5 protein-coding genes and 1 pseudogene are annotated in these 6,854 nt (G+C 71.5%); 5 read left to right on the top strand and 1 reads right to left on the bottom strand.

Going from position 1 to position 6,854, the window contains the following annotated elements; all coding sequences use genetic code 11:
- Positions 1–252 precede the first annotated feature (252 nt).
- The 5 genes and pseudogenes from ACIBTS_RS40990 (at position 253) to ACIBTS_RS40970 (ending at position 5,692) form a co-directional block, all read left to right on the top strand.
- Positions 253–2,004, top strand: a complete 1,752-nt coding sequence (locus ACIBTS_RS40990; RefSeq protein WP_399325878.1) for an RICIN domain-containing protein — start codon at positions 253–255, stop codon at positions 2,002–2,004.
- A gap of 216 nt (positions 2,005–2,220) precedes the next feature.
- Entirely contained in the window at positions 2,221–2,793 is a 573-nt protein-coding gene (locus ACIBTS_RS40985) for a hypothetical protein (RefSeq protein ID WP_399325876.1), read from the top strand.
- Positions 2,794–3,031: 238 nt separating this feature from the next.
- Positions 3,032–3,306: pseudogene (locus tag ACIBTS_RS40980) on the top strand (glycoside hydrolase); the annotation flags it as partial.
- Positions 3,307–3,447: 141 nt separating this feature from the next.
- Complete coding sequence (locus ACIBTS_RS40975; RefSeq protein WP_399325875.1) at positions 3,448–4,236, top strand: polysaccharide deacetylase family protein; 789 nt, start codon at positions 3,448–3,450, stop codon at positions 4,234–4,236.
- 283 nt (positions 4,237–4,519) lie between these two features.
- A complete protein-coding gene (locus ACIBTS_RS40970) occupies positions 4,520–5,692 on the top strand; it encodes a Cmx/CmrA family chloramphenicol efflux MFS transporter (RefSeq protein WP_399325873.1) in 1,173 nt (390 codons plus the stop codon).
- An 8-nt stretch (positions 5,693–5,700) separates the two neighbouring features.
- Here ACIBTS_RS40970 and ACIBTS_RS40965 read toward each other — a convergent pair whose 3' ends face one another.
- Positions 5,701–6,831 carry an abortive phage infection protein gene (locus tag ACIBTS_RS40965; RefSeq protein ID WP_399325871.1) on the bottom strand — a complete coding sequence of 377 codons (1,131 nt, stop codon included), beginning with the start codon at positions 6,829–6,831 and terminating at the stop codon, positions 5,701–5,703.
- Positions 6,832–6,854 lie beyond the last annotated feature (23 nt).

Here is a 6,854-nt window from a genome sequence, read left to right as displayed (position 1 = left end):
GCACCCCGCTACGACGTCGGCAAGACCGTCAAACGCCCCGAGACCCTCAAGGCCATCGGCCGCCCTGGCAGATCCTGGTAGATAAAGAACAAGCTGAGAGTCTGTGTCATATCCCCGGCCGGGCGCGCGACGCCTGGCACGCACTCCCCCAGAGGGGGACCCCCATGACGCCGCGCGCTGATCCGACCGGGGATATGACACAGACTCTGACACCCCCTCCAATTCCCTCCCTCCGTGAGGAGAACTCCCTTGATGAGCCGCACCAGACCACGCCTGTCCGGCCGCCTCACCGCAGCCGTCGGCGCCACCGCTCTCACCGCTGCCGCACTCGCCGCGGCGGTCCCCGCCGACGCCGCGCCTACGACAGCCACCACCCTGGTCGTCAACGCGGGCCAGACCCTCCGGCCGGTCACGCACGTCGCGACCGGCAGTCTCTACGGCCTCGCGGACAACAGCACGCCCGCCGACAGCGTGGTCAACGCGCTCAAGCCGAACACCTTCGTCCAGATGGCCCCGGGCGGCTCCCAACTGCCCAACGGCGAGCCCAAGCCGGCCGGGGACGCCCTCGTGGTCGCGCCGAAGGCGGCCCGCGCCGGCGCCAAGGTTGTCGTACGGATGCCGGACTGGTACCCGAACTTCCCCTACAAGTGGGTTAGTTGGGCCGACTGGCTGTCCGCGGTCGACAAGCAGGTCGCCTCCGTGCAGTCCTCGGGCGCGACGAACATCAGCGCGTACGAGCTGTGGAACGAACCCGACTGGACCTGGAACACCGCCAACGCGGGTGCGTTCGACGCGGGCTGGGCGCGCACGTTCAAGGAGGTCCGCGCCAAGGACACCAGGACGCCGATCCAGGGACCGAGCCACTCGGCGTGGAACCAGTCCTCGATGAGCTCCTTCCTCACCGACGCCAAGGCGAGCGGCACGGTCCCCGACGTCATCGCCTGGCACGAGCTGCAGGGCAGCAAGGACATCGCCGCCCATGTCGCCGCCTACCGCTCCCTGGAGTCGAGTCTCGGCATCAGTGCGCGCCCGATCGCCATCGAGGAGTACGGAACTCCCGACGAGGTGGGCAACTCGGGCGCGCTCATCGGCTATGCCGCCAAGTTCGAACGGGCCGGGGTGCGTGACGCCGAGCTCGCCTTCTGGAACCACTACGGCACCCTCGGCGACACGCTCATCGACACCGGCGGCTCGCCCAACGGTTCCTACTGGACGTACAAGTGGTACGGCGACATGTCGGGGAACATGCTGGTCACCACGCCGCCCGCGCAGACCGGCATCGACGGTCTCGCCTCCCTGAACAGCGCGGGCAACCAGATCAGCGTCGTGACCGGGGGCTGCACCGGCTCCTGCGCCGTGACCGTGAACGGCCTCTCCTCGCTGTCGGCCTTCGGCAGCACGGTCCACGTCAAGCTGGAGTACAGCCCGCACACCGGCCGACTCACCGCCTCCCCCGGCCCGATCACCGTCTCGGACGCGGACTACGCCGTCAGCAACGGCTCGATCACCGTGCCCGTCACGATGAACGCCTCCGACGGCTACCACCTGGTGATCACTCCGAGCGGCGCCTCCACCTCGCTCGTCGGGCGCTACCAGATCACCAACAAGAACAGCGGTCTCGCCCTGGACACCGTGAACGCGGGCACGGCCCAGGGCACTTCGGTGGTCCAGTCGACGTCCACGACGGGAACGGACCAGAACTGGACCCTGGTCGCGGCGGGCTCGGGCCTGTACAAAATCGTCAACCAGAAGAGCGGACTGCTGCTGGGCATCAACAACATGAGCACCGCCGACGGCGGCACGGCGCTGATCTGGGGTGACAACGGCACCGCCGACCACCTCTGGCAGCTCATTCCGGCCCGCGACGGCTTCTACAAGATCGCCAACTACAACAGCGGGCTCCTGCTCGGCGTGAACGGCATGAGCACCTCGTCCGGCGCGCAGGTCCTGCAGTGGACCGACAACGGCACGGCGGACCACCTCTGGAAACTGGCCGCACGCTGACCTCACACTGACCCACGAGCCCCTGTGTCCCTGGACGATGTCGGCGGCCGGGGACACAGGCATGAGCCGCCGAAGAAGGTCCGTCGGTTTCAGGCCACGGGCTCCGCTCCGGGTCGGCTCTCTCGCGCCATACAGAGAGACGCGAAGACAGTGCAACCCATGGGGCGATCCGGTTGTCTCAGTTGATGTCCGCCACACAAATCCTTGGGGGAGATCATGGTGCGAAGCAGAACCATCTGGGCCACCGCCGCCCTCCTGACCGCCACGCTCGGTGTGGCCGCGGTCCCGGCCGAAGCCGCGCCGGCCGGCGCGACCCGGACCGCTGCGGCCTGTCCCACCGGCTGGGGGAGCCTGGACAAGACGTTCGTCACCAGCACGGCGACCCCGGTCACGAACGTCAGGACCGGCGCCCACGACTGCTACGACCGGTTCGTCATCGACGTCCCGGGCGCGGGCGGCGACGCGCTCGGCTTCTCGGTGGGCTACGTCGACGTGCTCGAACAGGACGGTTCCGGCCGCCCCATCCCCGTCCGCGGCGGCGCCATCCTGGACGTCCGGGTGAACGCGCCCGCCTACAACCCCGAGACCGGCGTCCCCACCTACCCCGGACGGGTCGCGCAACCGCTGCCGGGCGTGGACCTCACCGGCTACCGCACCTTCCAGGACACCCGGTACGCCGGGAGCTTCGAGGGCGTGACGCAGTTCGGGCTCGGCGTGCGCGCCCGTCTGCCCTTCCGTGTGCTGCGGCTGGCCGATCACCTCGTGCTGGACGTCGCCCACAGCTGGTGATGTCCACGTCCACGGGCACTGCACCTCTGCGCGGCGCCCCGGCGCCCGGCCTCATCGGGCCGGCACCGGGCGCCGCGCGTCCGTAGGCCGGCAGCCGCCGCTCGTTCGCCTCCCACCGACACACCCCCACAGGCCCCCAGAGGCTCTGGCCACGGTCCTCGCCACCCTGACCCCGGCACCCTCCGCGGTCGCCGCCACCCGGGCCGCTGCCACCCGGGCCCCTGCCGCCTCCGAGGCCGCCGACCAGTTCCTCGTCGGCTACAGCCGGCGCGGCGACCGGGTGTCGGCAGCGCTGTGCGTGCCGTCCCGTACCGCGCTTGGCCACCCGGGACGGACCCTCTGGTTCGACCGGTCCGACCACCGGCCCGCCGGCGACCCCGGCGGCGAATTCGCCCAGGCCGCTACAAGGGCCAGTGCGCCGCCGACGAGTACGCCGCCGGCATCGCCTTCACCACCCGCCTCGGCAGCACGCCGGGCCCCGCGGCCCTGCTGTGCGGCCCGCTGCGGATCTGAACACCGTGCCGTGCGCGTGCTCGTGCGTCCCGGAACCTCCGCGAAATTGTCCGTGATCCGTAACAGACGGATCCCTTCCCGCTCTTTGCCCGTCCTGACAGCTGCAGGTGGTTCCAGCGACTCGACGAGGACAGGGCAGACATGGCGCGGCATGGCGGGCGGGGATGGTACGGCCGGGTACTCGCGGCGGCGGTCGGGGTGACGGCGGTGGCGGCCGCCACCTCGGTGTGGACGGCGCAGGCCGGCCAGTCCGACGATCCGCGGGCGGCAGCGGGCGTATCGGCGCGTCCCTCAGCCTCGGGCGCCGCCGGCCGGGCGCCGGCGGCGGTGGCCGTGGAGATCGCCCACGCGTCGGACGCCGGCGCCCATGGCGTCAACATCACCATCGACGACGGGCCGGACCCGGTCTGGACCCCGCAGGTCCTCCAGGTGCTGGAGGAGAACGGGGTGAAGGCGACCTTCTGCATGGTGGGCACGCAGGCCCAGGCCCACCCGGAGCTGGTCAAGGCGGTGGTGGCGGCCGGGCACCGGCTGTGCGACCACACCGTGTCGCACGACACGACCATGGACACCAAGTCCGAGGCCTACCAGTCGCAGCAGATCCTGGACGCCGAGCGCATGATCACCGAAGCCTCGGGGGGCGTGCGGCCCCTGTACTACCGGGCCCCCGGCGGCGCCTTCACCCCCTACAGCCGCACCCTCGCCGCGTCCCACGGAATGCGGCCGCTGGGCTGGAACGTCGACACCAAGGACTTCGAGCACCCCGGCGCCGCCGCGATCGTCGCCACCGTCAAGAAAGAGGTCTCCAACGGCCCGACCATCCTCTTCCACGACGCCGGCGGGGACCGCGCCCAGACCGTCGCCGCCCTGCGCGAGGTCCTGCCGTGGCTGAAGCAGCAGGGGTATTCGTTCGGCTTCCCGGTCCGTTGAGACGAGGTAATTCGGTTGTGGGCCGGGGAGACCGTCCGTAGGGTGCGTCGGGTGACGAGCCCCGAGTCGGACAGAGCGGAGCCGCCGGTCGCCCGGCGGCGGGTCGGCTGACCGGTCGACGACCGGTCGGTGCTCGACCCTGTTTCCGGTGACCGGACGCGCGCTGCGCGTGTCTCGTCCCGTTTCTGCTCTCGCCTCGGTCGGTCGTAGGTGACGCAGGCCGATGTCGACGTGCGACGCGCGGATGCTTCTGACCACGCATTCCGACGCTGGAGTCGATCCCTTGCCTGTGTTCGTCCACATCCTCGGCCTTGCTGTTTTCGCCCAGGGAACCTCCGAGTTCATGCTCTCCGGTCTCGTGCCGGGAATCGCCCGGGACCTGTCCGTGTCGATGGGTGCCGCCGCGAGTCTGACGTCCGCGTACGCCATCGGGATGGTCGTGGGCGCACCCGTGATGGCCGCGCTCAGCGCGCGTTGGCCACGCCGTCGCGCGCTCGCCGCGTTCCTGGCCGCTTTCGTCGTCGTGCATGCCGTCGGCGCCGTCACGACGAGCTTCCCCGTGCTGTTCGGTACCCGGGTCGTCGCCGCGATCGTCAACGCCGGTTTCCTGGCGGTCGCCATGTCCGTGGCGACCGCTCTGCCCCACCCCGCCAAGCAGACCAGGGCCACCGCCGTCCTGTTGTCGGGCGTGACACTGTCATGCGTCGTGGGCGTGCCCGCGGGCGCGCTGCTCGGTGACTGGTCCGGCTGGCGTGCCGCGTTCTGGGCGGTCGCCGCGCTGTGCCTGCCTGCCTTGACGCTGGTCTTTCGGTCCGCGCCCGCCGACGCGACCCGTCCGCGGGAGGTGTCGATCCGGGACGAAGCGCGGGCACTGAGGTCACCGGCGGTGCGGTCGGCGCTGGTCCTCGCGGCCCTGGTCAACGGGGCGACGTTCGCGACGTACGCCTATCTCGCCGTCCTTGCCACGGAGGTCGCCCACCTCCCCGAAGGCGCCGTTGCCGGGCTGCTCGCCGGGTTCGGCGGCGGAGCCTTCGTCGGAGTGACGGTCGCCGGGCGGACGGGCGACGGACGGATGCGGCGCGGCCTGGTACGTGCCCTGTGCGCGCTGCCGGTCGGCTGGGCGGCGCTGGCCGTCGCCGGCGCGGACGCGGTCCCGCTGTTCGTGCTGGCGGTCGTCCAGGGCGGGCTGTCCTTCGGTGTCGGATCGGCTCTCGTCGGCCGCGTCATGCGCGTCGCGTCCCACGCGCCGTCCCTGGGCGGGGCGTTCGCCACCGTCGCGTTGAACGTCGGCGCCTTCCTGGGGCCGCTGCTGGCCGGCGCCGCGACCGGCGCAGCGGACGACTACCGGGGCGCCGCATGGGTCAGCGCCGCCCTGGCCGCGGCGGCGACGGCGATCACCGTCACCGCTGCTTCACGCGCCCGCAGCCGCACACGCGTGCCGGAGCGGACGATGTAGACGCCGGTTCAACGCGGTGTGCCCGGGGCGCGGTCGGCGTAGTGGCGGGCCAGCGCGTGGAAGGCCTGCTTGGGTTCCCAGTGCCAGCCCGCCTCCGGGTGCCCCGGGCGTTTGTGCACGGTCTTGGTGATGGCGTAGGACGCCATGTCGATGTCGAAGCGAGGGTTGTCCGCGCGGTGCGGGGCGTCGGGGGTGACGAACTCGAAGGCCATCGCCGCGTACAGTCCCATCGACTCGAAGACCCCTAGGAGCGCGGTGACGTAGTCGGCCTGGGTGCGTTCGCTGCGGACCAGGTGGCCCTTGATCTCCTCGGGGTCCTTGTCGTAGTCGACCACGTCCCAGCCCATGCCGCCCGTCTGCGGCGCTCCCACGTAGGCGCAGGTGCCGAACTCGGTGATGGCCAGGGGCTTGCCCCAGCGCAGAAAGCGGCGCAGTTCCTTCACGTAGTCGGCGGGCCGGGGGAAGAAGGAGTAGTAGTCGATGCCGACGACGTCGAACAGCGACCAGTCGACCTGGTCGTCCTGTGCGGCGGCGTAGCCGAGCCGGCCGTCGAAGACCGAGCGGCCGGTCCTGGCCGCGCGGGCCGTGAAGGCGTCGAGCCGGCGCTGGGTCACCACCGGGTCGTAGGTGCCGTTCTGCAGGTTGCGTATGCGCTCCAGCGCGGTCGCCCCCGGCAGGATGCCGGGCACGAACAGCCAGAACTCGCAGCCCACGCTGAGGTCGACGCTCGCGCCCTGCCTGCGCAGCCGCTGCGCGATGCGGCCCGTCTCCGCGAGGTGTTCGAGGATGTCCCGCGGCGGGACGTCGCCCAGGGTGGGCTGCAGCCATACGTGCAGGTCCTGCTCGGCCGCCTCGGCCGCGGTCGCCGCGAGGCGTTCCACGCCGTCGCCGGTGACGTCGACCGTGTCGGCGTGCAAGTCCTGGCGGATGGCCCGGATGTCCGCCCGCATCCGCTCGGCGTTCCAGCCCGTGGCCGGCGTCTCACCCTCCCCCACGGTGTAGACGACACCCCGGTGCCTGACTCCTCGCCGCCGTCCCGTGGCCTGTGCCCGCCCCGCAGGGCCGAGCGCGCCCGCGGCGCCGATCGCCGCCATCCCGGCCAGGAATCCGGCCCGACTGATCCGATTCGTTTCCGCCATGCCCCCACCGTGCTGGAGCCGGA

The sequence above is a fragment of the Streptomyces sp. NPDC050121 genome, from assembly GCF_044460385.1.
Lineage (GTDB): Bacteria > Actinomycetota > Actinomycetes > Streptomycetales > Streptomycetaceae > Streptomyces > Streptomyces soliscabiei.
This window is presented reverse-complemented; position numbering and strand designations above follow the sequence as displayed.